General features: G+C 64.8%; 4 protein-coding genes. 3 read left to right on the forward strand and 1 reads right to left on the reverse strand.

Features of this window, described 5'->3' with window-relative positions:
- The coding region (locus tag ACYP33_RS18870; RefSeq protein WP_459623297.1) for a sulfate ABC transporter substrate-binding protein at positions 1 to 1,022 on the reverse strand (1,022 nt) is incomplete at its 3' end.
- Positions 1,023 to 1,293: 271 nt separating this feature from the next.
- On the opposite strand from ACYP33_RS18870, the gene lexA reads away from it, so the two are divergent.
- The 3 genes from lexA to ACYP33_RS18885 are packed head-to-tail and all read left to right on the forward strand — an operon-like array spanning position 1,294 to position 2,991.
- Positions 1,294 to 1,941: a transcriptional repressor LexA gene (gene lexA / locus ACYP33_RS18875; RefSeq protein ID WP_414445040.1), complete on the forward strand. Its 648-nt coding sequence runs from the start codon at positions 1,294 to 1,296 to the stop codon at positions 1,939 to 1,941.
- Between the two features lie 42 nt (positions 1,942 to 1,983).
- Positions 1,984 to 2,307 (forward strand): hypothetical protein, encoded by a 324-nt coding sequence (locus ACYP33_RS18880; RefSeq protein WP_414449520.1) that lies wholly within the window; start codon positions 1,984 to 1,986, stop codon positions 2,305 to 2,307.
- Between the two features lie 39 nt (positions 2,308 to 2,346).
- Positions 2,347 to 2,991: a DUF2939 domain-containing protein gene (locus tag ACYP33_RS18885; protein WP_414449521.1), complete on the forward strand. Its 645-nt coding sequence runs from the start codon at positions 2,347 to 2,349 to the stop codon at positions 2,989 to 2,991.
- The last annotated feature ends 149 nt before the right edge of the window (positions 2,992 to 3,140 follow it).

The raw sequence follows: 3,140 nt of genomic DNA on the forward strand, positions 1-3,140 counted from the left end.
TAGATCGAGTCGAACACGCCGCCATCGGCGAAGTGCGTCTTCTGCGCGTTGGTCCAGCCGCCGAAGGTGTCGTCCACCGTGTACAGCTTCAGCTTCGGAAACTGCTTGGTCAGCTCGGCCGGCACGTCCTTCGAACGCGGGCGATAGAAGTTGCGCGCCGCGATTTCCTGGCCTTCCTTGCTGTACAGGAAGTTCAGGTAGGCCTCGGCCAGCTTGCGGTCGCCCTTCTTGTCGACCACCTTGTCCACCACCGCCACCGGCGGCTCGGCCAGGATGCTGACCGACGGCACCACGATCTGGAACTTGTCCGGACCGAATTCCTTCAGCGACAGGAACGCCTCGTTTTCCCAGGCGATCAGCACGTCGCCGATGTCACGCTGCACGAAGCTGGTGGTCGCACCACGCGCGCCCGAATCGAGCACGCCGGCATTCTTGTAGAGCTTCGAGACGAAATCCTTGGCCGTCTGCTCGTTGCCGCCCGGCTTGTGCAGGGCGTAGGCCCAGGCCGCCAGGTAGTTCCAGCGCGCCCCGCCCGAGGTCTTCGGGTTCGGCGTGATGATCGACACGCCCGGCTTCACCAGATCGTCCCAATCCTTGATGCCCTTCGGGTTGCCCTTGCGAACCAGGAACACGATGGTCGAGGTGTACGGCGAGGCGTTGTCGGGCAGGCGCTTCTGCCAATCCTTGGCGACGATCCCCTTGTTGGCCAGCGCGTCGATGTCCCAGGCCAGCGCCAGCGTCACCACGTCGGCCTGCAGGCCGTCGAGCACCGAGCGCGCCTGCGCGCCCGAACCGCCGTGCGACTGCTTGAACGTGACGGTTTCGCCCGTCTTGGCCTTCCATTCCTTGCCGAAGACCTGGTTGATGTCCTGATACAGTTCGCGGGTCGGATCGTAGGAGACGTTCAGCAACGTCGTGTCCGCCAGTGCATGCGTGGCCCCGCCCAGCGCCGCTGCGCCGACTGCCAGTGTTGCGATAAGACGGCGAACGCCGCCTGCCAGCCCCGTGTTGCGCTTGACCATCCCGGTGATCTCCAAAGGTTCGTGGATCGTTTTTTGCAATGTCGGGTCAGTCTAGCGAACAGCTTTCATCATTAAAAATAATCGTTATTCATTCTTTTAGAAGAAAAAGTGGTAAAGACCGCCCGACGGACGGTTGAGGCATGGAAACCGGCGTTGGAACGCCCTTTGATGGCGTCGGAACCGGCGTCATAGCGACGAACTTCAAGTAACGCTTGAAATTCCCGAACTACTGTATAAAAATACAGATCACTGTCTATCCATACAGTTGATCATGACCAAACTCACCGCACGTCAGCAGCAAGTATTCGATCTGGTCCGCCGCGCGATCGAGCGCACCGGCTTCCCGCCCACCCGGGCGGAAATCGCGGCCGAGCTGGGTTTCAGTTCGCCGAATGCGGCCGAGGAGCACCTTCGGGCGCTGGCCCGCAAGGGCGTGATCGAGCTGGCCGCCGGCGCGTCGCGCGGCATCCGCCTGCTCGGCCTCGAGGATTCCCCCTATCAGTTCACGCTGCCCCACGCGGGGCTGATGCAGCTTTCGCTGCCGCTGGTCGGCCGGGTGGCGGCAGGCAGCCCGATCCTGGCGCAAGAACACATCTCGCAGCATTACGCCTGCGATCCGGCGCTGTTCACGAGCAAACCCGATTACCTGCTGAAGGTGCGCGGCCTGTCGATGCGCGACGCCGGCATCCTCGACGGCGACCTGCTCGCCGTGCAGAAGCGCACCGAGGCGAAGGACGGCCAGATCATCGTCGCGCGGCTCGGCGACGACGTCACGGTCAAGCGCCTGAAGCGCCATTCCACGGGCCTCGAACTGATTGCCGAGAACCCCGATTACGAAAACATCTTCGTGAAGGCCGGCAGCGCGGAGTTCGCGCTCGAAGGTATTGCCGTCGGTCTGATCCGGTCCGGCGAACTCTGATTCCCGCCGTCCCGCCACGCTGCCCCGATCTGGAGAAACGCCATGGAACGCCTCGCTCGTCTGCTGCCTTTCCGTCAATTCGGTCGTCTGCGCCATCTGCGCGGTCGCACGCCCTGTGCACCGCTCGCGGCTGATGTCGGCGCACCGGCCTCCTCCGGGGCGGCCGAGCCGGCTTCCTTGCTGCCATCGGCGCTGCCGGCCTTTGCCCGCGTTTCGCTGAATGCCGGGCTCCATCACGCCGAGCCGGCTCGGCGCGCGCCGGTACGCGTCTATCACGGGTCGTCGCGGCTCATCATGGTCGGCTCGATCGATGCGGTGTGCCGCATGATCGACGATTGCATCGCCCAGGAACGTTCGGCCGTCTGAGCCGTCTCTGGATACTGACCGTATCCACGCGGAGGCCCCGTGCCCGTTTCCTTATCCCCCGGTTCTTCGCCTCGCCGCGGCTGGCTCAAGCCGCTGGCATGGGTCGTCGTCGCCCTGCTCGTCTTGGCCACGGTGATTTATGCGTTCGCCTCGCCGTATCTCGCCCTGCGCGATCTCAAGCAGGCTGTCGATGCGCGCGATGCGCAGGCGATCAGCCGCTTCGTCGATTACCCGGCGTTGCGCATCAGCCTCAAGCAGCAACTGGCCGATGAGTTGATGCGTCGCATCGATCTCCAACGCCATAACAATCCGCTCGCCATGCTCGGCGCGATGATCGGCTCCGCGCTGATCGGGCCGCTCGTCGATGCGTATGCCACGCCGGAAGGCGTCGCCGCGCTGTTGAGCGGGCTGCCGCCGCGTGGCGATCCGGGCGAACACCCGCCTACGCTCGATCAGCCTGCTCCTGCCCCTGCACCCACGCCTGCACCGCCCGCCTCCGCTGCACCACCGGCCAGCGGCGTGCCAGGCCCGAGCACAGCGCCGCAGGCGAACGCCGCTTATCAGAGCGTTAATGAATTCGTGGTGGTGTATCAGCGTAATGCCGGCGACGCTCGCTACGCGGCGATCTTCCGTCGCAGCGGCCTGTTCGGATGGAAACTGAGTGCGATCGATCTGCATCGCTGATGGTTGACTGCCGCGGCCCGCGCGGCAGAGTCGAGGCGGCCAGCCGCGCCGCCTCAATCATGGCCTCGTCGGCCCCTTCAACGCCTCATGCCGCCGCGCTGGCCGCTGCCTCGCGTTCCTTTGCCCGCTCCTCGCGTTGCTCGTCGGCC

The sequence above is a fragment of the Burkholderia sp. 3C genome (assembly GCF_054589155.1).